We start from the raw sequence: 22,412 nt of genomic DNA, 5'->3' as shown, positions 1-22,412 counted from the left end.
TCTAGAGGAAAGACCCATGAACTTTTCGCAATTCTTCATCCAGCGGCCGATCTTCGCCGCGGTGCTGTCACTGCTGATCCTGATCGGCGGCGCCATCTCGCTGTTCCAGCTACCGATCAGCGAATACCCAGAAGTGGTACCGCCTACCGTAGTGGTACGTGCCGATTTCCCCGGCGCCAACCCCAAGGTGATCGGTGAAACCGTCGCTTCGCCGCTGGAGCAGGCCATCGTCGGCGTCGAGGGCATGCTCTACATGTCGTCGCAGTCGACCATCGATGGTCGCCTGACGCTGACCGTGACCTTCGCCCTCGGCACCGATCTGGATAACGCCCAGGTGCAGGTGCAGAACCGCGTCACCCGCACCATGCCGACACTGCCCACTGAAGTGCAGCGTCTTGGCGTGACCGTGGACAAGGCCTCCCCGGACCTGACCATGGTGGTGCACCTGACCTCGCCGGATCAGCGCTACGACATGCTGTATCTGTCCAACTACGCCGCGCTCAACGTCAAGGATGAGCTAGCGCGCCTGGACGGCGTCGGCGACGTACAGCTGTTCGGTATGGGCAACTATTCACTGCGAGTGTGGCTCGACCCGAACAAGGTCGCCTCGCGCGGGCTCACCGCCACCGACGTGGTCACCGCGATTCGCGAACAGAACCGTCAGGTCGCCGCCGGTGCACTCGGCGCGCCGCCTTCCGATGCCGGCAACAGCTTCCAGCTGTCGATCAACGCCCAGGGTCGTCTGGTCTCCGAGGAAGAGTTCGAGAACATCATCATCCGCGTCGGTGACAACGGCGAGATTACTCGTCTGCGCGACATCGCCCGCGTCGAGCTGGGTTCCAACCAGTACGCCCTGCGCTCGTTGCTGGACAACCAGCCGGCGGTCGCCATCCCGGTGTTCCAACGTCCTGGCTCCAACGCCATCGATATTTCCGACTCGGTGCGCGAGCGTATGGCCGAGCTGAAGAAATCCTTCCCGCAAGGCATGGACTACGAAGTGGTGTATGACCCGACCATCTTCGTTCGCGGCTCCATCGAGGCAGTGGTGCACACCCTGCTCGAAGCTGTCGTGTTGGTGGTGCTCGTGGTCGTGCTTTTCCTGCAGACCTGGCGCGCTTCGATCATTCCCCTGGCAGCCGTACCGGTGTCCTTGATCGGCACCTTCGCGGTCATGCACATGTTCGGTTTCTCGCTCAACGCCCTGTCGCTGTTCGGCCTGGTATTGGCCATCGGTATCGTTGTGGACGACGCCATCGTCGTGGTGGAGAACGTCGAACGTAACATCGCCCTGGGCAAATCGCCGGTCGAGGCCACTCGCCAGGCCATGAAAGAAGTGACTGGCCCCATCGTCGCCACCGCCCTGGTGCTGTGCGCCGTGTTCGTGCCGACGGCCTTCATCTCCGGCCTGTCGGGCCAGTTCTATCAGCAGTTCGCACTGACCATCGCCATTTCCACGGTGATCTCGGCCATCAACTCGCTGACTCTGTCGCCGGCACTCGCCGCCATCTTGCTCAAGGACCACCACGCACCGAAAGATGCCTTCTCGCGTGGGCTCGACAAGCTGTTCGGTGGCTGGCTGTTCGCCCCGTTCAACCGCATGTTCGAGCGCGCCAGCAACCGCTACGTCGGTACCGTGCGTCGCGTACTGCGTGGCAGCAGCATCGCCATGCTGATCTACGGTGGCCTGCTGGTGCTTGGTTACCTGGGTTTCTCCAGCACGCCGGCCGGCTTCGTGCCGCAGCAGGACAAGCAGTATCTGGTGGCCTTCGCCCAGTTGCCCGACGCGGCGACGCTCGATCGCACCGAAGTGGTGATCAAGCGCATGAGCGAAATCGCCAGCAAGCATCCGGGCGTGGAAAACACCGTGGCCTTCCCGGGCCTGTCGATCAATGGCTTCACCAACAGCCCCAACAGCGGCATCGTTTTCGTCACGCTCAAGGACTTCGGCCTGCGCAAGGACGAAAGCATGTCTGCCGGCGCCATTGCCGCCGAGCTCAACGGCCAGTTCAGTGAGATTCAGGAGGCCTACCTCGCCATCTTCCCACCGCCGCCGGTACAGGGCCTGGGCACCATTGGCGGCTTCCGCCTGCAGATCCAGGACCGTGGCAACCTGGGCTATGAAGAGCTGTATACGCAGACCCAGAACATCCTCAACAAGGCCCGTCAGTTGCCGGAGCTGAGCCCGATGTCGGTGTTCACCAGCTACCAGGTCAACGTGCCGCAGGTCGATGCCGCCATCGACCGCGAAAAGGCCAAGACCCACGGTGTGGCCATCAGCGATATCTTCGACACCCTGCAGGTGTATCTGGGCTCGCTGTATGCCAACGACTTCAACCGTTTCGGCCGCACCTATCAGGTCAACGTCCAGGCCGACCAGCAATTCCGCCTGGAGCCGGAGCAGATCGGTCAACTCAAGGTACGCAACAACCGTGGCGAGATGGTGCCGCTGTCGACCTTCGTCAAGGTCGATGACAGCGCAGGTCCGGATCGGGTAATGCACTACAACGGCTTCCTCACTGCCGAGATCAACGGTGCCGCCGCGCCGGGTTACAGCTCGGGCCAGGCCGAAGCGGCCATCGCCAAGCTGCTCAACGAGGAACTGCCGATCGGTATGACCTTCGAATGGACGGACCTGACCTACCAGCAGATCCTCGCCGGCAATACCGCGATTTTCATCTTCCCGCTCTGCGTGCTGCTGGCCTTCCTTGTGCTGGCCGCCCAGTACGAAAGCTGGAGCCTGCCGCTGGCGGTGATCCTGATCGTGCCGATCGTGCTCTTCACCGCTATCACCGGGGTGATCATCGCGGGCCTCGACAACAACATCTTCACCCAGATCGGCTTGATCGTACTGGTAGGCCTGGCCTGCAAGAACGCGATCCTGATCGTCGAGTTCGCCAAGGAGAAACAGGAAGAAGGGCTTGATCGTGTCGCTGCTGTGCTTGAGTCCTGCCGCCTGCGCCTACGCCCGATTCTGATGACCTCGATCGCCTTCATCATGGCCGTGGTGCCGCTGGTGCTGTCCAGCGGTGCAGGTGCCGAGATGCGCCACTCCATGGGTGTGGCGGTGTTCTCCGGGATGATCGGTGTGACCTTCTTCGGTCTGCTGCTGACGCCTGTGTTCTATGTCCTGATCCGCGGTTCCGTCGAAAAACGCGAAGCCCGCAAAGCCGCCCGTCTGCAGGAGTCGCATGCATGAAAGTCTTTGCCCCCGCCCTCCTGACCCTGGCGCTGTCGGCCTGTGCCGTCGGCCCGGACTATCGAGCACCTGTGACCGACCCGGCGAGCATTGCCGCGCTGGAAGCGGCCGATTACGACCGTAGCCGGTTCGAAGCCGCTTGGTGGCAGCAATTCGACGACCCAACGCTGAACCAACTGGTGCAGCGCTCGCTGCAGGATAACCGCGAGCTGCGCGTAGCCTTCAACCGCCTGCGTGCGGCGCGGGCGATTCGCGATGACGTGGCCAACGATCGCTTTCCCACCGTGACCAGTCGCGCCAGTGGTGAGTTCGGCAAGGCCCAGCAGCCTCCAACCACGGACGAACGTATCCGTCAGGAACGTTACGACCTGGGGTTGGACATGGCTTGGGAGGTGGATCTGTTCGGCCGTATCCAGCGCCAATTGGAAGCCAGCGAAGCGCGCATCGAAGTCGCCGAAGCGGATTACTACCAGTTGCAGGTCAGTCTGATCGCCGAGCTGGTCGATGCCTACGGCACCCTGCGCGGCGCGCAACTGCGCGAAAGCATCGCCCGTGAAAACCTGAAGAATCAGCAGGATTCGCGTTCCATCACCGAGCAATTGCGCGATGCCGGCGTTGGTAACGAGTTGGACGTGCTGCGTGCCGATGCCCGCCTGGCCGCCACCGAAGCCAGCCTGCCGCAACTGCAGGCGCAACAGGTACGTGCTCAGAATCGCATCGCCACCCTGCTTGGCCAGCGCCCGGAGCAGTTGCAGATCGATCTGTCGCCCAAACCACTGCCGGTGATTGCCAAGGCGTTGCCCATCGGCAACCCAGGCGAACTGCTGCGCCGCCGCCCGGATATCCRGGCGGCCGAGCGTCAGTTGGCGGCGGCCACGGCAGAAGTCGGCGTAGCGACTGCCGACCTGTTTCCGCGGGTCAGTCTCTCCGGCTTTCTCGGTTTTACCGCCGGACGCGGCTCACAGCTGGGCTCGTCAGCTGCCCGCGCCTGGGGCGTAGCACCGAGCATCAGCTGGGCGGCCTTCGATCTGGGTAGCGTGCGTGCACGTCTGCGCGGCGCCGAAGCCGAGGCTGATGGCGCGCTGTCGCAGTACGAGCAGCAGGTGCTGCTGGCGTTGGAGGAGTCGGAAAACGCCTTCAGCGACTACGCCAAGCGCCAGCAGCGCCTGGTTTCCCTGGTGCGCCAGGCCGAAGCCAGTCGCGCGGCGGCGGATCAAGCAGCGATTCGCTATCGCGAAGGCACGGTAGATTTCCTCGTGCTGCTGGACGCCGAGCGCGAGCGCCTGGCCGCCGAAGATGCCCAGGCCTCTGCGGAGGTCGAGCTGTACAGCGGCATCGTCGCGATCTACAAGGCGCTCGGTGGCGGCTGGCAGCCGCAGGCCTGAACCCACTCTCCCCGGTCGGCGCCATGCCGACCCTCCTCAGCCCCAGGGTGGATGCTCTGGGGCTTTTTTATGCCTGCCCATCACACACCACGCGATTGCGACCTTGGCTCTTGGCACGGTACAACGCTGCATCGGCCCGCTGCAGAAGCGTCTGCGCAGGGCTGTTGGCGTCGCTCTGCATCAAGGCAATGCCGACGCTAATCGTGACGTGCCCCAAAGGCGAACGCTCGTGTGACAGCGTCAATGCTTCGACCGCCTTTACCAGTTTCTCGGCCATGCTTTGCGCCCCGGCAAGCCCGGTCGAAGGTGCGAGAAAGACGAATTCCTCACCGCCATAGCGTGCCACCAGGTCGGTGGAACGACTGATGGTTGCGGCCAGGGTGTGCGCAATCTGCTGCAGGCAGCTATCGCCGGCGGGGTGGCCGTAGTGGTCGTTGTAGGCCTTGAACCAGTCGACATCCAGCACGGCCAGGGCCAACGGCTCACCGACCCGCTGGGCGCGCTTGCATTCCTTGGCCAGCACCTCGTCGAAGTGACGACGGTTGGCGATGCCCGTCAGTGCGTCGGTCAGGCTGAGCGTCTCCAGCCGGCTATTGAGTACCTGCAGCTCTTCGGTACGCACGGCAACGCGGTGTTCCAGCTCACGTTCGGAATGCTGCAGGGTTTCCACCAGTTGTTCCTGGGTTTGCAGCAACCTGGCCTGAGCCTGCAGTTTTTCCTGACGCATCACGTTGATGCGGTCGGCCAGTGCGAAGGCCAGTAGCAGCATCTCCAGTGACGAGCCGATCTGCAGGCCGTCTTCCGTAAACGCGTTGGTCGGCAAGATGCCCAGGGCACGCAGGGTCGTGGTGGCCCCACCGAGAATCAGCAGGCCGAATGCAGCAAGGAAGAAGTAGGCGCTGCGCTGTCGCTTGAGGGCGCAGGCCAGCCCTACTCCCATCATCACGAAGGCGGTCAGTAAATAAACGAAGATAGCCACCCGTGAAACCTGTGGCAGGGCGACGGCGTAGATCAGCGGGGAAACCAGGTACAGGACCACCAACGCCAGCAAACCGCGGTCTACTTGCGGCAACAGGCGTGTGGTCTGCAGCATGCTGCGCATGAACAGCAACATCCCGCTCAGCGCCAGCGATGCGCCGGAGTAATACACCACGTTGGAGTTGAGCGGCAGGCCAAACAATGTCCAGTCGGGCGCCATGCCGTTCTTGATCGTCAAAGCGCAGACGGCGCACAACACGAAGGTCACATAGAGCAGGTAAATCCGCTCACGCAGGGCGATGAACAGCATCAGGTTGAACAGGATCATGGCGATGGCGATCCCCATGTAGCCGGCACGCGCCATGTAGTCTTCGCGCTCGTAAGCATGGAACGCCTGCACCGACCAGAGCTGTAACGGCACCAGCAGGCCTATGCTTGACTCGACCCGCAGGTACACCACTTGCTGAGAGTGCGCAGCCAGGTGCAGCGGGAAGACGAAGTTGCGATTGTCGTAGGCCTTGCCGCCCTGCGGGCGGTCAGCCCCGGTGAACCAGGCGCGATAGCCACCCTGCCCGTCTGGCACGTAGGCATCCACCAGGGATATACGTGGATTGTCGACCACCAGCAGGCGCGTCACCGACTGTTCGCTGGCGTTGTCGACGTCAAGACGAAACCAGTAGGCCGAACGGGTGAAGCCCAGTGCGAAGGATGAGCTGCCGACTTGTTCATATCGGAAGCGCTCGCTCATTTCGCGCGAGCTTACGTCCTCCAGCGTCAGCACTCGCGCGGCATCCTCCAGCATTCCGACATGTGTAGTCAGTGACAGCGGCTGCGTGCCCAGCTGCGCGACGTCGAGATAGCCAACATCGGCCCTTGTCGAGAGTGACAGCAGCAGGCTCAGTAGCAGCCAGGGAGAGAACCGAAGACGGCGATGGGCTTTCATGTAGGTTTTGACTGGGGCTCGGATGAGCTCCGACTCGCGCGTGATCACGGGGAGCAGAGTCTACAAGACTCCCCCGAGCGGCGCCAAAACGCCGGATGATCACAGCACTGCAACGCCAATAATCGTCGCCAGCATCTTCATGGACAGCACCAGAAAGCAGGGCTTACGCACTACCCTTCGGTGTCCGATAGACTGCTCAGCGGAATCGCCAGGGACATATCCATGACTGCAGACCAGATCGCCGCTTTCTGCCTAGCCCTACCCGGTGCCCGTGAAGACCTCAAATGGGGCAGCAACCGGGTGTTCTCGGTGGCGGGCAACAAGATGTTCGCCATCCTCGACTTTCTTGGCGAAGACCTGGCATTCAAGGTCGATAACGACCTGTTTCTTGGCTATGTCGACCGCCCGGGCATCCGCCCTGCCCCGTATCTGGCGCGCGCTCACTGGATCAGCATGAGCGCTCGGCAATTGCCGTTGGGTGACGACGAGCTGCGCCAGCTGCTGACTCGCTCGCATCAACTGGTGGTGCGCAAGCTGCCCAAACGCCTGCAACCCGGCCTGCTACTGGACGAATAAGGGGATATGACGGGCGATGTAGGCGCCATCGAGCAACAGCAGATCGATCCAGAACAACTGATGACCGGCGACGATCAGCCAGAAAACCGCCTGATAGGACGCCTTGCGCGTTTTGTGCCGGAACGCCTGCTGAGCGATCAGCGCGCCTGGCCAACCACCGGCCAGCTCAACCAGGTGCAGGGTGTTTTCCGCCGTGCGCTGACCACCGCTCTGAGCGCTGCGTTTATCCAGCCAGTACTGCATAAAGCTCAGCATGCTGGCCAGCAGATAGAGCGGTAGCAGCCACCAGAGTCCCTTGCCGAACAATGTCACGCAGCCGAGCAATGGCAAAACGCAGAGCAACGCGAACACCACAGCCTTGCCGGAGAAATTCTGGATAGTGCCCTGCGCCGCTGAACGCTGCGTGGGTTTGGTGACAGGCTTTCGCGTTGCTGGCGCGGCCTTGCCAGGCGCTTTCGGTTTACGCCGGATCGCCTGGCGATCGAGACTGAGCTCACCAGCCAGGCGCAAGTGTTCGGCACGTGGCCGCCCTCGCTCGTCAAGCCCCGCGATGAACAACACCTCGTCACCTGGCTGCGGGCGGCGATCACCGCGCATCACCGAGATATGCGCGAAGACCTCGCTGCCTCCGTCCTGCGGCTGGATGAAGCCAAAGCCCTTGGCGTCGTCCCAGCTTTTCAGACGCCCCTTGCGCTCGTTACCGATCACGGTTGCGCCGTACTCCAGTCGATCAGGTGCAACTGCCAGGTGGCGAGAATCACCAGGCCGAAGGCGATGCGGTACCAGGCGAACACCGCGTAACTGTGGCTGGTGATGAACTTGAGCAAGGCGCGCACGGTGATCATCGCCACGATGAAGGTGCTGACGAAACCGATGGCGAAGATCGGCAAGTCACTCATCTGCAGGATGTCGCGGTACTTGAACAGCGAATAGACCGTGGCCGCGACCATGGTCGGCATGGCCAGAAAGAACGAGAACTCGGTCGCGGCCTTGCGCGACAGGCCGAATACCAGGCCGCCGATGATGGTGGCGCCTGAGCGTGACGTGCCCGGAATCAGCGCCAGGCATTGCGCGAAACCAACCTTGAGCGCCAGTTTCCAGGTCATGTCGTCGACCGACTCGGCCTTTATCGCGTGTTCGCGCTTCTCCGCCCAGAGCATGATGACGCCACCGATGATCAACGCCATGGCCACGGTGATCGGATTGAACAGCCAGTGCTCGATCAGATCGGCGAAGGCCAGGCCGAAGATCACCGCAGGGATGAACGCCAACAGCAGATTGAAGGTGAAACGCTGGGCTTTCGGGTCACTGGGCAAGCCCACGACCACGCCGAGTACTTTCGCTCGAAATTCCCAGATAACGGCCAGAATGGCGCCGAGCTGGATGATGATCTTGAACGCCGTCGCGGTTTCGCCATTGAAGCCCAGCAGGTCACCGACCACGATCAGGTGTCCGGTGCTGGAAATCGGCAGGAACTCGGTCAGGCCTTCCACTATGCCCAGAATCAGGGCCTGAAAGGCCATCCAGATATCCATCAAATCCCCCAAAGCGTGGCGACTACCTACGCATAAATTTAAAACGTGGAGCTTGGCCCCGGCCGTGGGACACAAGTCAGTTGTGGAGGTTCCTGGCAGCGGTCTAACGCGGTGCTATTCAGGTTCTTTGCCGGGGTGCCGAAATGCTATCAGACAACTAGAGTGAATAATGCCTCGTTGTGCCAGTATTGCCCTGTGCCACTCGAAGCAGCCCTGAAGCCGACAATTACAACAATCAGGAATTCGTCCATGAACAGCTTGCGTAGTCTTCCCATCAGCCGACGTCTTTGGCTGATCCTCGCGTTGGCCATCCTGACGCTGATTTTGCAGGGCGCCTATATGCTGCGCCAGATCCATACCGACCTGTACCACGGCAAGTCGGAAAAGACCGAGCATGTGGTGCAGAGTGCCGCCGGTATCCTCAAGCACTTTCACAGCCTGGAAAGTGCCGGAAGCCTGAGCCGCGAAGAGGCACAGAAGCAGGCCATGGAGGTTATCCGCGGCTTGCGTTACGCCGGCCAGGAGTATTTCTGGATCAACGACCAGACCCCGGTCATGCTGATGCATCCGATGAATGCCAAGCTCGAAGGCCAGAATCTCGGTGGCTTCAAGGACCCGGATGGCAAAGAGCTGTTCAACGAGATGGTCGCTGTGACCCGTAGCAAAGGCGCGGGTCAGGTCGATTATCGCTGGCCCAAACCCGGCGCCACTGACCCGGTACCGAAGATTTCCTATGTCGAGCTGTTCCAGCCCTGGGGCTGGATTATTGGCTCCGGCGTCTATGTCGATGATGTTCAGGTGGAGTTCCGGGCTCAGGCGATCAAAGCCATGAGCATCGGTTTGCTGATTGCCGTGCTGCTGGCGGTGCTGGTCGTGCTGATCACGCGCAGCATCGTGCAGCCATTGCAAGCTGCAGTTGACGCCATGGCCAGCATTTCCAGCGGTGAAGGCGACCTGACCCGTAACCTCGACACCCACGGGCGTGACGAACTGACTGCCCTGGCAACCTACTTCAATGCCTTTACCGCAAAGCTGCGCCATGTGATCCGGCAGATGCTCGATTCAGCCGGTTCGCTCGATCAGGCCGCCCGCTCGCTTGGCGACATTTCCAGTGAGGCGCAGCGCCACAGCCAGCAACAGGCGCAGCAGATGGAGCTGGTCGCGACCGCCGTCAACGAGGTGACCTACGGTGTGCAGGACGTGGCGAAAAACGCCGAGCACGCCTCCAGCGAGATGCACACCGCCGAGGACCAGGCCAGACATGGCCAGCAGAACATCGAAGCGAGCCTGCGCCAGATCGATCAATTGTCGGGCACCATCGACAAGGCCGTCGAGGTGATCCAATCACTGGCCAGCGAGAGCACGCAGATCGGCAGCGTGCTGGAGGTGATCCGCTCCATCGCCGAGCAAACCAACCTGCTCGCCCTCAACGCTGCCATCGAGGCTGCCCGCGCCGGTGAGCAGGGGCGCGGTTTCGCTGTGGTTGCCGACGAAGTGAGGCTGCTGGCGCAACGTACGCAAACCTCCACCGCAGAAATTCAGGGCATGATCGAGCGTCTTCAGGGCAACTCCGAGGCCGCAGTCAAGGTGATCAACGAAAGCAGTCGCGCCTCCCAGCTGACTGTGGAACAAGCCAGCCAGGCCGGCGAAAGCCTCGCCCAGATCGCTCAGTCGCTACGCAACCTGACCGGTCTCAATGCCTCGATCGCCAGCGCCACCCTGCAGCAATCCCACGTGGTGGAGGACATCAATCAGAACGTCACGCAGACGGCAGCGCTGGCCCACAACACCGCCGAGGCTGCCGAGCAGTCGAGCGCGGCCAGCCAGCACCTGAAACAGCTGGCCGACCAGCTCAGTCGTCTGCTTGGGCAGTTCCGCGTATGAGTCGACCATGAGCAGCATGCAGCATCAGGAGGTCGATTTCAGTCGACCACAGAACCAGGACCTGATCTGGGACCTGGACAGCATGGCCCGCCGCGAGCTGGCCGAGCGTTTCATCAAGCTGTTCGAGAACCGCTTGTGCGTCTATTCCGAGTCGGTGGGGCAGCTGTACACCAACTACAGCCTGCACTTCCCCACCGATCTCGGGCGCAAGATGGTGGTGCTGCCCAATCCCTACGCCTTCCACGACACCCTGCACGGCATCGATAGCCAGGCCATCCGCAAGACGGGCCTGTGCGTGTTGCCGGGCAAGGTTCTGGGTAAACCGGGCCTGCTGCTCAGCACCCAGATCAGGGATGGCGGGCCGGCGCCCAAGACCATGCCCTTCAAACCAGCCCTGGCGCAGATCATCAGCAACCAGAAGAAAATCGGTGATCTGTTCCTGCCGGTGCTGATGAAGGGCGACCTGCGCGAGTTCGACCAGCAGATGCCCTATATCCACCTGCATCGCCTGCAGCTGGCACGCCTGGAGCGACTGTCGAGCTTCGAGCGTGACGACATCCAGCAAACCATCACCCGCAAGCTGCTGATGCTCTATCGACAAGCCGACAGCCTGGTGTGCTGAACCGCCTGCATCAGTACAATCGCCACCCTTCCCTGATTTGAGGGCGCCAGATGTCCTGGCTCGAAATCGTTGCTGCCGGGCTCGGCATCGTCGCTGTCTGGCTGACGGTCAGACAGAATCCCTGGTGCTGGCCAATCGGCCTGATCATGGTGCTGCTCTACGCCTGGCTGTTCTACGACTGGCGGCTGTATTCCAACTTGCTCTTGCAACTGTTGTTCGCCGCGCTGCAGCTCTACGGTTGGTGGCAGTGGACCCGTGGTGGAGACCGCCACGATGGACGCAAGGTCAGCCGCCTGGGTGTGGTCGCAGTTCTGACTGGATTGCTGATCGGCGCGCTCGGCGCCGGGTTGCTCGGCTACCTTATGGCCACTTATACCGATGCCAGCTCGCCCTGGCTGGATTCGGCACTGACCGCCTTCAGCCTGGTGGCGCAGCTGTGGATGGCGCAGAAACGCCTGCAATGCTGGGCGCTCTGGGTAATGGTCGATATCTGCTACGTAGCCTTCTTCCTGTATAGCGAGCTGTACCTGACTGCAGGACTCTACGCGGCCTTCACCGCACTGGCCGTCAGTGGCTGGCTTACCTGGCGCCGTGACCCGGCGTTGCAGCACGCGTAATGAAAGTTCTGGTGCTGACCGGTCCCGAGTCCAGCGGCAAGAGCTGGCTGGCAGCGCAAATACAGGCGCGCTTCGGTGGCGTGGTGGTGGGCGAGTACGTGCGCCACTTCATCGACGAACAACAGCGCGATACCTGCTATGCCGACATCGCCGAGATCGCGCGCGGCCAATTGGCCTGGGAGGATGCAGCGCGCGCAACCAGGCCGCCGCTGCTGATTCTCGACACGCACCTGCTGAGCAACATGCTCTGGAGCCGATCCCTGTTCGGCGATTGTCCGCACTGGTTGGAGGCCGAGTTGCTGGCGCGTCACTACGACCAGCATCTGTTACTCGACCCCGCAGGTGTGCCTTGGGTCGAGGACGGCCAGCGTTGCCAGCCTCAGTTGGTCGAGCGCCAGGCCTTTCATCAGGCCTGCAGGGACTGGCTGCAGGGAAACGGGCAGCGTTTCTGCGAACTGTCAGGTGGCTGGGATGAGCGGCGCCGGGCTGCGCTGGCGCAGGTCGCGACGCTGCTCGGCTCAGCGAATCAACACGCTGGCCCACGCCACTAACAGGCTCAGGCAGACCACCAGGGTCAACGGCGTACGCAGGGCCGGATACCATTGCGGCGCCAGCCCTACGCGTACTGCGTGCATGTCTGCCAGGTACAGGCCGATAAAGGCAAAAAGGAAAATCGGCAGGGACAAGCCAATCGGCAGTCCACCAGCCAATGCGGCCCAGCCCAGCAAGGGCGGAATTACCGACAGCCCCAGTTGCAGCTTAGCCTTTTCATCGGTTTCCTCCGCACGCATCGCCAAACCCCAGTGAATGGCGCCCATAAAGGCCAGAATCACCGCAGCAAAATCCAGCAGCGCGTCCAGCACGAAAGGCCGCCAGCCCAGGGGAATCACCCAGATCCCCAATGCACCACCAACGAATGGTACCAGCCCGGCATACCCCAGTAATCCGGCCAGTTGCGGCGGTTTCTCGGCCTCGAACGGGTGCATGACGATCTCCTTGCGATGGGGTTGCCGAGCACCTTAGCAGTGTTTCTCAAGCGTTACAGCCATGACCCTCAGCGCAGGCGATGCTTGTGCAACAAGCGATAGAAGGTTGGCCGCGAAATCCCGAGCGTGCGCGCGGCCTGGCTCATGTTGTTGGCGTAGCGGCCCAGCACGTCGTTGAGCGCCTGACGTTCGGCCCGTCGTATGTAGTCCTCCAGCGTCACTGGAGCATCGATGTTCGCTTGTGCCGGGCGCAAACCAAGATCGGCTGCAAGAATCTGCCGACCTTGAGCCAGCACCAAGGCGCGTACCACGTGATTGCGCAACTCACGCACATTGCCTGGCCAAGGATGGCTGATCATGGCATCCATCGCTTCCTCGCTGAAATGCCGATGATGCCGTCCGATCACCGCCCCGTGTTGTTTGGCAAAGTGCTCGGCCAGCAGCACCAGATCACCAGGATGTTCGCGCAGATTCGGCGTTTGCAGTTGCTGCGCCGCTAATAGATGAAACAGATCCGGTCTGAAGCGCCCCTGCTGCAGGGCCTGTACCAGCTCGCCTCGGTCCAGAGTCAATAGATGTGCTCGAGGATTGCACTGCAGGTAGTCCAACAACTTTTGCTGGTCGACCGCAGAGAGCCGAGATGCGTTTTCGAGCAGTACATTGGTGAAGCTCGACACTGCGAGAGACTCGGCGTCGAGAGACTCGTTGCAATCGATAGCGCGCATGGCCTGCGCAGCAAAAGATGAACGCTGGTGGAGCAAGCGCGCCAGCAGATGCTTGCCACTACCGCGCTCCCCACTGATAAACAGCGGACCATCGATACGACTGAGGCGATCCAGCTGCCGTCGCAGGCTACGCGCTGCGGCACAGTTGCCGAGAAACTGCGGTGCCTGTCGTGCGCTTTTCAATCTGCGCAAGCGGGTGCCTGTCTGCGCCTGTTGCAAGGTTTCCAGTAACCGGGGCAATTCCACCGGCAGTGTCAGCGCGGCGAAGCACCATTCGCCGACCAACTCTTCGCTATTGATCTGCTGCAATCGCTCGGCATCCGTCAGCACGATGCAACCAAGCCCAGTCAGTTGCAGTTGCTTGAGCAGCGCATGACTGGGCTGCTGATCGAGGTAAAGCAGGAGTGCATCACCTGCATGGCCGTTGAGCGTTTGAGGCGTGCAGCGCTGCACGCTCCAGCCAGCAGCCTGCAATGGCTGAAAAAGCGCTTCACACGCCTCGAATGGATCGAGCACCAGTAGTTGCCGGGGTGCGACGGAAACAGCCTCCAACATACTCCATCCTTGGCGCCATTATTTTGTAACCCCAATAAAAACAACAATTTGGCGCTCGCAAACGTAAAGCTAGCAAGAACTTTGACGCTTAATGGATCATTTCGCTATATGCGTCGTTCCTGCTGGTTATTGCAGAGGTTTCATAATCGCCGCGATGGCATCTTGCCAACAGCCTGCAGTGTTGGCATAACAGGCCGATTAATAAGAACGCTACAAGGAAGTCTCTGATGCGTCTGCTCCGTCGCACCTTGAAACTCGTCATATTGCTGGCACTGATCGGTCTGGCGGTGGTGCTGTATTACATCGCCAACCCCAACCTTCCTACCTATCAGCAGCCCAGCGACTTGCACTACCTGGACCAGTGGAGCGAAGAGCAGCGTCAGACTTATTACTACACGCCGCAGGGCACGACGGTAAAAGGCCTGCGTTATGACTGGATCAGCGCGCTGGAGATGCCGTTCGGCACCGAGAAATTCGCCCGCCTCGATTATCTGGCCCGCTTCGGCTTTCTTACTGACCCCAAGCAGCAGCCCAGCGCTCTGAACCCGGCCAATCTGCCGGTCGGCTTTACCCGCCATCAGGACAGCGAAAGCGGCGAGCATTTTCTCGATATCAGTTGCGCCGCCTGCCATACCGGCGAACTGCGCTACAAAGGCCAGGCCGTGCGTATCGATGGCGGTGCCGCCCTGCACTCCCTCGCCTCTACCGTACCGACCCTGCGCGGTGGCGGCTTCGGCCAAGCGCTGGGCATGAGCATGGCCTTCACCTATTACAACCCGCTGAAATTCCGTCGCTTTGCCCAGGAGGTCCTGGGCGAGCAGTACCCGCAAGGTCGCGACCAACTGCGCGAGGATTTCAAGCAAGTGCTCGACCGGCTGCTGGCGACTGCCTTCAACGACTGGCACCGCGGCCTGTATCCGACAGAAGAAGGCTTTGGCCGTACCGATGCATTCGGTCGTATCGCCAATACCGTATTCGGCGATGTTCTCGATGACGCCAACTACCGCGTCGCCAATGCCCCGGTCAGCTACCCGCAACTCTGGGACATCTGGAAATTCGACTGGGTGCAATGGAATGGCTCGGCCATGCAGCCGATGGCGCGCAACGTTGGCGAAGCCCTTGGCGTAGGCGCCAGCCTGCATCTGCTCGACGAACACGGCAAAGGCGTCGCCGAGGCTGATCGCTACGCCTCCAGCGTGCGCTTGCATGATCTCTACACCCTCGAGGAAACCCTGAAACAACTGCAGCCACCCAAGTGGCCAGAAGCCGTATTCGGCAAGGTGGACCTGCCCCTGGCAAGCCGTGGCAAAGCGCTCTACACCGAGAATTGCGCCTATTGCCATGCCCCCGATCCCAAGCCGCGTGATCAGCGCCTGGCGCCGTCGCGCGATCCCGAGTGGAAGATGCGCGTGGTACCGATCAGCATCGTCGGCACCGACCCAACCACCGCCGACAACATCGCTGACCACCGTTTCGATATCAGTCGCCTGGGCTGGACCAAAGCAGAGCTATCCAAGCTGGACGTGCGTCTTTACGGTGCCAGCCTCGATGAGGTCGATTTCAAGAGTATCTCCAGCGCCAAGGGCCTGGCCTACATCACCGCCTACGTGGAAAACCGCGCCTATCAGGACGCCGGCATAGGCCCGCGCCAGCGCAAGGAGATGGACGGTTATGGCCTGCCCATCGGCGTTCAGGAAAAGCGCGGCTACAAGGCCCGCCCTCTCGACGGCATCTGGGCTACTCCGCCCTTCCTGCACAACGGTTCGGTGCCCAACCTGTTCGAGTTGCTCTCTCCCGTATACGAGCGGCAGGCCCGGTTCTGGGTCGGTAACTTCGAATTCGATCCGGAACGCGTGGGTTATCGCAGCGACAAGTTCCCTGGCGGCTTCCTGCTCGATACCCGTGTGACCGGCAACGGCAATGGCGGTCATGAGTTCCGCGATGGTTGCCGCCAGGAGGGTGTCATAGGCCGTGCCCTGTCGCCGGACGAGCGCCTGGCACTGATCGAATACCTGAAAGTGCTGGGTAACGCCGAGCTGGAAACTCAGCTCACTGACGTGCCGGTACAAGCCTGGACGCCCGGCCCGAACTGCGAAGGCTGATTTCAACCGATATCTAGAACAAGGATTGCAACGATGTTGAAACGCTTCTGGCTCTGGCTCGGTCGCCTGCTCGGCAAACTGCTGCTCACCGTCGCCCTTGTAGGCCTGGTTGGCTGGGGCCTGGGCGAAGCCTATTACGCCTGGAAATTCTCCGGCCCGGTCTCTACGCAAGAACAGATCGAGCCGGATGAGGCCGCGCTCACCAGGCTGATCATCGAAGACGCTGTACGCATCGTCGAGCAACACCGCGATAACACCCGCGTACTGCGTGACGCCCACGCCAAGGCCCATGGCTGCGTGAAAGCCGAAGTACAGGTGCTGGAGACGCTGGATGAGTCACTGCGCCATGGCGTCTTCAGCGAACCCGGGCATACCTGGCAAGCCTGGATGCGCCTGTCCAACGGCAATGCCTACCCGCAGTTCGATCGTGCCCGCGATGCACGTGGTATGGCCATCAAGCTGCTCGACGTACCGGGCGAGAAACTCATGAAGAGCCCTGCGCATGCCGGCGAGCAGGACTTCGTGATGTTCAACCATCCGGCTTTCTTCGTTCGCGACGTGGCCGAGTACCGCACCAATTTCGCAGCTCAGGCAGATGGCAAGAAGGTCCAGGCCTTCTTCCCCAGCTTGGACCCGCGCACCTGGGAGGTGCGTCATCTGGTCATCGCCCTGAAAACGCTGGCTCCAGCACCAGAAAGCCCCGTGGCCACCACCTACAACTCCATTGCACCGTTCAAGCTCGGCGAGTCGAACATCAAGTATCGCGTGGTACCGGCACCGCAGAATTGCCCGCCCTACGAATTGCCGGAACAGAACAACGCCCTACCCAACTTCCTGCGCAATGCGCTTTACCAGCAGCTGTCACTCGACCGTGCGCCGGCGTGCTTTGAATTGCAGGTACAAAAACAGAACGCGCAGTACTACATGCCTATCGAAGATCCGAGTGTCGAGTGGAGCGAAAAGATATCGCCCTTCGAAAGCGTTGCCCGTATTACCGTGCCGCCTCAGGACTTCGATAGCCGGGAACAAAACCTGTTCTGCGACAATTTGTCCTTCAACCCCTGGCATGCACTTCCCGAACACCGCCCTATCGGCGGCATAAACCGTTTGCGCAAGTCGGTATATGAGGCAGTTAGTGCCTATCGTCATCAGCGAAACGCTCCAGCCCCCGCTAGCGTTGCGCCACAACCGACCCTGCAGGAAACAGAGGTGGAACTTTCGCAGTAGAAAGTTGTTGCCGGCGAGACGCCAGAAGTTTTCATCAGGGCACACTGCGCCAGTAATAAAACTTTTTTCAGCCATGTGTGACTTATGGATCTACTGAGTTCATCAACACTATTGAAAGGCCAACACCAATAACCTGTTGGCCGCAATTAATTGTTGGGATCAACTCGGAGAAACCGACCCCATGAACACACCGCTGCGTTTCAACGAAGCCCTGCTGATTGCCGATCGCGCCTTCCGCCCGTTCCAGTGCGTAGCCTGGGCTCCGCAGGACGGCACCGGCGTCGTCAGCATCAGCGTTATCGACCGCACCAACACTCGCCTGCTCGGCCGCCAGCTTTCCAGCGCCACTTACAGCGACCCGCAACAACTGGAAGACGCGCTGCAGCGTTCCCGCGATGAGCTGAGCAGCCAGGGTTTCGACCTGGCCCCGTGGAGCATGCCGGAGTAAAGCCTGTCGGGGGCGCCTTGCGCGCCCCCGGATATGCCCGTTGCGCCTGGCCTTCGGCGACTGCAGACTACTGCGATCCCCACTGAACCGAGCCTAGCGCCATGCTTGAACTGCGCCCTAATTGCGAGAACTGCGACTGCGACCTGCCTGCAGCCAGTAGCGACGCCTTGATCTGCTCCTTCGAGTGCACCTTCTGCCGGTCCTGCGCCGAGTCCGTGCTGGCGCTACGCTGCCCGAACTGCAGCGGCGAATTGGTGAAGCGCCCCATTCGCCCGGCCGAGAAGCTCGAACGCTTCCCCGCTTCCAGCAAACGCGTGCTCAAAGCCTGAAATGAAAACGGGGCGACCTGGTCGCCCCGTTTTCCTGTGCACTGCGCCTGTCAGTAGTAGGCGTTCTCGCGATTGCTGTGGTCAGTCACGTCACGCACACCCTTGAGTTCTGGAATGCGCTCGAGCAGGGTTTTCTCGATGCCTTCCTTGAGGGTGTAGTCGGCTTGGCCACAACCCTGGCAGCCGCCACCGAACTGCAGAACAGCGATCCCCTCTTCGACCACGTCGATCAGTGTCACCTGACCGCCGTGGCTAGCCAGACCGGGATTGATCTCGGTCTGCAGGTAGTAATTGATGCGCTCGTTCAGCGGGCTGTCTTCGTTGACCATCGGCACCTTGGCGTTCGGTGCCTTGATGGTCAGCTGGCCGCCCATACGATCAGTGGCGTAGTCGACGACAGCGTCATCCAGGAAAGGCTCGCTGACGCCATCGATCCAGGCGGTGAAGCTGGCCAGCCCAACGGCGGTGTCTTCAGGTTTTTGCTCACCCGGTTTGCAGTAGGCAATGCAGGTTTCCGCATAAGGCGTACCTGGCTGGGTGATGAAAACGCGGATGCCAATACCCGGTGTGTCCTGCTTGCTCAGCAGCTCGGCCAGGTAGTCTTCGGCAGCTTGAGTAATGATGATGGCGCTCATGGCAACTCCTCACGGTCATGCGGCGAATTGTACGCCAAGTGACGGCCTGAATATAGTCCTACTAATTTACTCAGGATAACGACTGCAGCTTTCCCGAGTCGTTTCGCTGCCCTATCCAGAGCTTGGCGCGCACGAAAAAGCGCTTTTCGATCAACTCGTAGCTGCCCCAGGCGGCCAACGCGATCACCGGTATACAGGCAGCGATGACCAGGGCTGGGGCCAGCCCCAGACGGGCCTGCAGGTACCAGCCCAGTGACAGTACGATCACGTGCAGCAGGTACACCGAATAGGAGCAATCGCCCATATGGCTGAGCAGGCGATTGCCCCGGAAACACGGCTCCATCGCAATGCAGGCCGCTACGATCAGCGCACTCGGCACGCCCCAGTGCAGCAGGCGCATGGAGTTGTCGAAGTGGTAGATGGTCAGCAGCGATGCGGCGATGACCAACAGCGGCAGCCAGAAGCCCTGACGAATCCAGCCACGCGTGTAGATCACGCCCAGCCCCATGCCGAAGACGAACTCATAGACGATGCTGTTGCGGTAGAAGTCGCTCATCCATGGCTGCGTGGCCAACAGGCCGAACACCGCCAGACTGAGGACGATGAACACCAGGCGCAAGCGCTCGGTGAAGATGAACGTCAGGGCGAACAGCAGGTAGAAGAACATCTCGTAATTCAACGTCCAGCCGACATTGAGCGTGGGATAGAGACCGAACCCTCCCGGGTTCTCGGCGGGAATGAAGAACAGCGAGAGCAGCAGATGATGCAGGTCGAATTCCTGCACCGGCATCACCGGGTTGGCAAAGGCGATGATCAGCGCTGCCATCACCGAGTAGAGCCAATAGGCCGGGACGATACGCAGTAGGCGATTGAGCATGAAGCGCCAGGGCGTGATGCGCTTGCCTTGAGTGGAGAGATAGATCACCAGGCCGCTGATGACGAAGAAGATGTCGACACCAACGGCGCCCCGCTCGGCAAACAGACGACCGAGGAAGCTGTCGGCCTGAAAATCGAAGAACACCTGCATGACATGATGAAAAACCACAACCCAGGCTGCCAGCGCCCGTAAAGCCTGTACTGAAACCAGCATGGAACCGCTATTCCCCCCCTGTCGCCAAGATCGAAACCGAGCGGCCTGGAATCAGGCAGCCTCAGCGTCCGACCGCAGCGGCAGGCGAAAGATCGATGGCACCTAACCGGCATCGACGGGCGGGCCCTAAGCAGCGCCGCAGAGACATCAATCCCTGCGGCGCCTGGCTTTCGGGGCGCGGCTAGAAGTTCTGGTAGCGATTCATGTCCAGCACCCCGGCCTCCAACGGCTGGGTTTCGCGGATGTGCTCGGCCAGGTCATGGAAATAGCGCCAGAACTCCGGATGGCTACGCCGCACACCCCAGCGCTCGACGATACGCTCGAAAGATTTTGCGTCGCTGACACCTTCCATCTGCTTGACGAAGGCATCCACCTCCCCCGCTTTTACCGTGAACAGGAAATTCGGGTAGCTGCTGAGCACTTCCGGGTAGATGGTCAGGGTGTCCAGGCGCGGTTGATAGCGCAGCTCCTCTCCCAACATGAACGCCACGTTGCTGTGCGCACGGTTGCGCAGCAGGCTGTAGATCTCTCGCGAGCCGTCGCTCAGTTCCACCCGCAGCATGGTCGCTTCCGGCAGTTCATCGATCACCCGCAAGCCGCCCGCCGGGCGACTGGCCAAGCGCGCCAGCGTCTGCTCGACATCTTGCAGCTCCCTGGGCAAACCGTCGCGATAACAATGTGCACCTGTACAGCGGTTGATTGGGTCAGGGCGTGCATTGAGCTTGGCGTAGCGCTGCAGTAGCTGCTCGGCGAACTGCTTCTTCGGATCATTGCCGCTCAGGCCAATGGCGCTCGGCGAACGATGGTCGACCGAGGTGTAGTCCAGCAGCATCTTCAACTTGCCGCTGTTCTGATACCAGTCGTCCAGATAAGCCTCACGTGAGCGCGCTGGCAGCAGGCGCAGAAAGTTCACTTCGGCGCCATTGCGGATCAGATCGAAATACAACCGCGTCTGTGCCTGGTGCGAAACGTTGCCGAACACGTCGAAGTTGACCACCAGTTGGTAGTAGGTGCGCTCCAGCAGCGGGTAATCCATCCACCAGAGGGTCTGCGGAATCTCGCCGAGCAGGCCTTTGCGCACCGAGGCACTGTCGTGCTGGCGGAAGATCGACAGCAGCGCGTTGTCATTGCCGCTCCAGATATGCGTCCAGTCAGCAGGAGGGGCGTCGGCGTAAGCGTCCTTGCGCAGCTTCTCGTAATCGTTGCGCTTGTCGCGATAGTTGCGCCACAAGCCCAGCAGATCGCCGATATCGTCGAACTGGCCGGGCATGGCCAACAGCGGCGTGGCCTCGCGCTGGTACTCGGCATCGGTGATATAGAGATCGTGCTCCGGCGCCTGGAACACGGCCCAGAAGTTGTCGCGAATCACGTCAGTGGCGATCTGCCCGCGGCACACCGGACCACGGATGAAGGTGCGCACGAAGTACTCGGCGTTATCCAGCATGAACTGATAGCGCGCGCGCGCCGGAATCGCGGCGAAGGTTTCGAAGGGGTTGGCGCGGCGTTGTGCGCCATAACCGGGGACAGCATCCAGCGTCCAGTCCTCACCGAAGAACATCTCCTTCACCCGTGCCAGCTTGGCGTCGCCCAGCGGATAGGTGATGTGCGTCTTGTGCACGATCACACCCTGGATCGGCCATAGGCGGTAATAGAACTCGGTGCCCGGATCATCATTGGGACGGCGCGTGGCGATGGGGTCGATGGGTTTGCCGCTGGGGGTACGCGAACGCACCATCTGGAAGAAATGCCCCGGCTCACCGCCCTCGAAATGCAGGTGGGCAAGGAACAGGTGCTCATACAACCAGCGCGAAACCAGATCCTCTCGCGCCCCGGGAGCGTTGAGGAAGTTCTCCCACTGCTCGACCTGGCGCAACTCGATGGCGCTGGGCTTCAGGGGCTGCTCGGCGACTGCTGCGCCCTGCGCCAGCCACTGTTCAAGGGTGGCGTATTCAGCATCGTCCAGGCCCGTCACAGCGAACGGCATGCCGCCATGGGGATTCTTTTGCGCGTAGGCGGCGAACTCACCCGGCAATGGGCAGCTGTTGCTGCGGGTGATGGCGATATCGAGCGTGTCTGGGAGCTTGGCATTGGGTTCCAGTGGCTGACTGCGGCCCAGCTCCAGCATGCGCTTGATCAGCGCGGCCTGGCCGTTCTCGTCATCGAGCACCGAATGAAAGTCGCGCTTACGCCAGGCCGCCTCGCCCTGTGCGTCCAGATAAAGTCGGGTAGTCGCTTGCGCCTGGCTGCGCGTGCCATCGTAGACCGGCTGTTTGCTGGCACCGCGCAGGATGCCTTCAGCACTGCCGAGATTGAGCTGGCACGGCGCGTCGTAGCAGGTATGGCAGGCTACGCACTTGTGGGTGAGGATCGGCTGAACATCGTCGATATAGGAAATCGCTTCCGCGCGAGCCAGGCCGGCTGCGAAAGAAAGGAGAAACAGAGCAGCGGGCTTGAGCATGGCCACGTCCTTGATTGCAATGCTGGCAATTCTAACGAGACGGCGAGCCTAGCAACATGAATGAAATTCATGGAAAGCCCGCTGACGCTCCAAAACCCTGCAGCTTTGCTATCATCGCGCA

Annotated in this window: 19 protein-coding genes; 11 read left to right on the top strand and 8 right to left on the bottom strand. The window is 61.1% G+C overall.

What is annotated here, in order from left to right; genetic code table 11:
• Positions 1-16 precede the first annotated feature (16 nt).
• Positions 17-3,196 carry an efflux RND transporter permease subunit gene (locus CDO35_RS09285; protein ID WP_099524096.1) on the top strand — a complete coding sequence of 1,060 codons (3,180 nt, stop codon included), beginning with the start codon at positions 17-19 and terminating at the stop codon, positions 3,194-3,196.
• Positions 3,193-4,581: an efflux transporter outer membrane subunit gene (locus CDO35_RS09280; RefSeq protein WP_099524094.1), complete on the top strand. Its 1,389-nt coding sequence runs from the start codon at positions 3,193-3,195 to the stop codon at positions 4,579-4,581. Before CDO35_RS09285 ends, CDO35_RS09280 begins: the two co-directional genes overlap by 4 nt.
• A 67-nt stretch (positions 4,582-4,648) precedes the next feature.
• Here CDO35_RS09280 and CDO35_RS09275 read toward each other — a convergent pair whose 3' ends face one another.
• Entirely contained in the window at positions 4,649-6,502 is a 1,854-nt protein-coding gene (locus tag CDO35_RS09275; RefSeq protein ID WP_099524092.1) for a sensor domain-containing diguanylate cyclase, read from the bottom strand.
• 222 nt (positions 6,503-6,724) lie between these two features.
• Here CDO35_RS09275 and CDO35_RS09270 point away from each other — a divergent pair, with 222 nt between their 5' ends.
• Complete coding sequence (locus CDO35_RS09270; protein WP_099524088.1) at positions 6,725-7,078, top strand: MmcQ/YjbR family DNA-binding protein; 354 nt, start codon at positions 6,725-6,727, stop codon at positions 7,076-7,078.
• Here CDO35_RS09270 and CDO35_RS09265 read toward each other — a convergent pair.
• Both CDO35_RS09265 and CDO35_RS09260 read right to left on the bottom strand, forming a co-directional pair.
• On the bottom strand, positions 7,064-7,786 hold the full coding sequence (locus tag CDO35_RS09265; protein WP_099524086.1) for a DUF1294 domain-containing protein: 723 nt from the start codon (positions 7,784-7,786) through the stop codon (positions 7,064-7,066). The two genes, CDO35_RS09270 and CDO35_RS09265, sit on opposite strands and share 15 nt — an antisense overlap.
• Positions 7,783-8,613 carry an undecaprenyl-diphosphate phosphatase gene (locus CDO35_RS09260; protein ID WP_099524084.1) on the bottom strand — a complete coding sequence of 277 codons (831 nt, stop codon included), beginning with the start codon at positions 8,611-8,613 and terminating at the stop codon, positions 7,783-7,785. The genes CDO35_RS09265 and CDO35_RS09260 overlap by 4 nt, the downstream gene beginning before the upstream one ends.
• A 249-nt stretch (positions 8,614-8,862) precedes the next feature.
• Between CDO35_RS09260 and CDO35_RS09255 the strand changes: the two genes are divergently transcribed.
• The 4 genes from CDO35_RS09255 to CDO35_RS09240 are packed head-to-tail and all read left to right on the top strand — an operon-like array spanning position 8,863 to position 12,287.
• A complete protein-coding gene (locus CDO35_RS09255; RefSeq protein ID WP_099524082.1) occupies positions 8,863-10,497 on the top strand; it encodes a methyl-accepting chemotaxis protein in 1,635 nt (544 codons plus the stop codon).
• 7 nt (positions 10,498-10,504) lie between these two features.
• Positions 10,505-11,119 (top strand): hypothetical protein, encoded by a 615-nt coding sequence (locus CDO35_RS09250; RefSeq protein ID WP_099524081.1) that lies wholly within the window; start codon positions 10,505-10,507, stop codon positions 11,117-11,119.
• A gap of 50 nt (positions 11,120-11,169) precedes the next feature.
• A complete protein-coding gene (gene pnuC, locus CDO35_RS09245; RefSeq protein ID WP_099524079.1) occupies positions 11,170-11,736 on the top strand; it encodes a nicotinamide riboside transporter PnuC in 567 nt (188 codons plus the stop codon).
• Positions 11,736-12,287 (top strand): AAA family ATPase, encoded by a 552-nt coding sequence (locus CDO35_RS09240; RefSeq protein ID WP_099524077.1) that lies wholly within the window; start codon positions 11,736-11,738, stop codon positions 12,285-12,287. Before pnuC ends, CDO35_RS09240 begins: the two co-directional genes overlap by 1 nt.
• On the opposite strand, the gene CDO35_RS09235 is transcribed toward CDO35_RS09240, so the two are convergent.
• Both CDO35_RS09235 and CDO35_RS09230 read right to left on the bottom strand, forming a co-directional pair.
• Positions 12,255-12,722: a DUF3429 domain-containing protein gene (locus CDO35_RS09235; RefSeq protein ID WP_099524076.1), complete on the bottom strand. Its 468-nt coding sequence runs from the start codon at positions 12,720-12,722 to the stop codon at positions 12,255-12,257. The genes CDO35_RS09240 and CDO35_RS09235 overlap by 33 nt on opposite strands.
• A gap of 68 nt (positions 12,723-12,790) precedes the next feature.
• Positions 12,791-14,002, bottom strand: a complete 1,212-nt coding sequence (locus tag CDO35_RS09230) for a sigma-54-dependent transcriptional regulator (RefSeq protein ID WP_208019950.1) — start codon at positions 14,000-14,002, stop codon at positions 12,791-12,793.
• A 227-nt stretch (positions 14,003-14,229) separates the two neighbouring features.
• Between CDO35_RS09230 and CDO35_RS09225 the strand changes: the two genes are divergently transcribed.
• The 4 genes from CDO35_RS09225 to CDO35_RS09210 all read left to right on the top strand — a co-directional run bounded on the left by CDO35_RS09225 (position 14,230) and on the right by CDO35_RS09210 (position 18,108).
• Positions 14,230-16,104: a di-heme-cytochrome C peroxidase gene (locus CDO35_RS09225; RefSeq protein ID WP_099524073.1), complete on the top strand. Its 1,875-nt coding sequence runs from the start codon at positions 14,230-14,232 to the stop codon at positions 16,102-16,104.
• Between the two features lie 33 nt (positions 16,105-16,137).
• A complete protein-coding gene (locus CDO35_RS09220) occupies positions 16,138-17,331 on the top strand; it encodes a catalase family protein (RefSeq protein WP_099524070.1) in 1,194 nt (397 codons plus the stop codon).
• Positions 17,332-17,512: 181 nt separating this feature from the next.
• Positions 17,513-17,779, top strand: coding sequence for a hypothetical protein (locus CDO35_RS09215; protein ID WP_099524068.1), 267 nt, complete (start codon positions 17,513-17,515; stop codon positions 17,777-17,779).
• Between the two features lie 101 nt (positions 17,780-17,880).
• Complete coding sequence (locus tag CDO35_RS09210; RefSeq protein ID WP_099524066.1) at positions 17,881-18,108, top strand: DUF1272 domain-containing protein; 228 nt, start codon at positions 17,881-17,883, stop codon at positions 18,106-18,108.
• Between the two features lie 50 nt (positions 18,109-18,158).
• On the opposite strand, the gene nfuA is transcribed toward CDO35_RS09210, so the two are convergent.
• The 3 genes from nfuA to CDO35_RS09195 form a co-directional block, all read right to left on the bottom strand.
• On the bottom strand, positions 18,159-18,743 hold the full coding sequence (gene nfuA / locus CDO35_RS09205) for a Fe-S biogenesis protein NfuA (protein ID WP_099524064.1): 585 nt from the start codon (positions 18,741-18,743) through the stop codon (positions 18,159-18,161).
• Between the two features lie 70 nt (positions 18,744-18,813).
• Positions 18,814-19,833 (bottom strand): acyltransferase family protein, encoded by a 1,020-nt coding sequence (locus CDO35_RS09200; RefSeq protein WP_099524062.1) that lies wholly within the window; start codon positions 19,831-19,833, stop codon positions 18,814-18,816.
• 181 nt (positions 19,834-20,014) lie between these two features.
• Positions 20,015-22,291, bottom strand: a complete 2,277-nt coding sequence (locus CDO35_RS09195) for a fatty acid cis/trans isomerase (protein ID WP_099524060.1) — start codon at positions 22,289-22,291, stop codon at positions 20,015-20,017.
• Positions 22,292-22,412 lie beyond the last annotated feature (121 nt).

This window comes from Pseudomonas sediminis, assembly GCF_002741105.1.
GTDB lineage: Bacteria > Pseudomonadota > Gammaproteobacteria > Pseudomonadales > Pseudomonadaceae > Aquipseudomonas > Aquipseudomonas sediminis.
This window is presented reverse-complemented; position numbering and strand designations above follow the sequence as displayed.

Coding starts and splice junctions, on each gene's coding strand:
- CDO35_RS09285 (WP_099524096.1), top strand. CDS start 17: ATGAACTTTTCGCAATTCTTCATCCAGCGGCCGATCTTCGCCGCGGTG.
- CDO35_RS09275 (WP_099524092.1), bottom strand. CDS start 6,502: ATGAAAGCCCATCGCCGTCTTCGGTTCTCTCCCTGGCTGCTACTGAGC.
- CDO35_RS09270 (WP_099524088.1), top strand. CDS start 6,725: ATGACTGCAGACCAGATCGCCGCTTTCTGCCTAGCCCTACCCGGTGCC.
- CDO35_RS09260 (WP_099524084.1), bottom strand. CDS start 8,613: ATGGATATCTGGATGGCCTTTCAGGCCCTGATTCTGGGCATAGTGGAA.
- CDO35_RS09255 (WP_099524082.1), top strand. CDS start 8,863: ATGAACAGCTTGCGTAGTCTTCCCATCAGCCGACGTCTTTGGCTGATC.
- CDO35_RS09250 (WP_099524081.1), top strand. CDS start 10,505: ATGAGCAGCATGCAGCATCAGGAGGTCGATTTCAGTCGACCACAGAAC.
- pnuC (WP_099524079.1), top strand. CDS start 11,170: ATGTCCTGGCTCGAAATCGTTGCTGCCGGGCTCGGCATCGTCGCTGTC.
- CDO35_RS09240 (WP_099524077.1), top strand. CDS start 11,736: ATGAAAGTTCTGGTGCTGACCGGTCCCGAGTCCAGCGGCAAGAGCTGG.
- CDO35_RS09235 (WP_099524076.1), bottom strand. CDS start 12,722: ATGCACCCGTTCGAGGCCGAGAAACCGCCGCAACTGGCCGGATTACTG.
- CDO35_RS09230 (WP_208019950.1), bottom strand. CDS start 14,002: ATGTTGGAGGCTGTTTCCGTCGCACCCCGGCAACTACTGGTGCTCGAT.
- CDO35_RS09225 (WP_099524073.1), top strand. CDS start 14,230: ATGCGTCTGCTCCGTCGCACCTTGAAACTCGTCATATTGCTGGCACTG.
- CDO35_RS09220 (WP_099524070.1), top strand. CDS start 16,138: ATGTTGAAACGCTTCTGGCTCTGGCTCGGTCGCCTGCTCGGCAAACTG.
- CDO35_RS09215 (WP_099524068.1), top strand. CDS start 17,513: ATGAACACACCGCTGCGTTTCAACGAAGCCCTGCTGATTGCCGATCGC.
- CDO35_RS09210 (WP_099524066.1), top strand. CDS start 17,881: ATGCTTGAACTGCGCCCTAATTGCGAGAACTGCGACTGCGACCTGCCT.
- nfuA (WP_099524064.1), bottom strand. CDS start 18,743: ATGAGCGCCATCATCATTACTCAAGCTGCCGAAGACTACCTGGCCGAG.
- CDO35_RS09200 (WP_099524062.1), bottom strand. CDS start 19,833: ATGCTGGTTTCAGTACAGGCTTTACGGGCGCTGGCAGCCTGGGTTGTG.
- CDO35_RS09195 (WP_099524060.1), bottom strand. CDS start 22,291: ATGCTCAAGCCCGCTGCTCTGTTTCTCCTTTCTTTCGCAGCCGGCCTG.